At 71.8% G+C, this 266-nt stretch carries 1 protein-coding gene; it reads right to left on the reverse strand.

Annotated elements, in window-relative coordinates; translation table 11 throughout:
• Window positions 1–254: AMP-binding enzyme (locus ACX4ZE_RS23390; RefSeq protein ID WP_480275629.1), on the reverse strand; the 254-nt coding region annotated here is incomplete at its 3' end.
• Window positions 255–266 lie beyond the last annotated feature (12 nt).

Below are 266 nucleotides of genomic sequence, written 5' to 3' on the forward strand. Positions count from 1 at the left end.
GGGTCCGGTAGCGCCGCACGGTCGAGTTTCCCGTTCGGGGTCAACGGCATCGCCTCGACCACCACCACCACGGCCGGAACCATGAACTCCGGCAACCGGTCGGCCACGAACCGCCGCAGCACCGCGACATCGACCTCATCACCGGTGGCGCCATCGGCCACCACATACCCCACCAACTGTGTGCCCACACCCGCCCCGGCCGCCTCCCGCGCTGTGACCACCGCCCGCGTCACCGCCGGATGCGCCCCCAACACCGCCGCCACCTC

Source organism: Nocardia sp. TBRC8007, assembly GCF_056629435.1.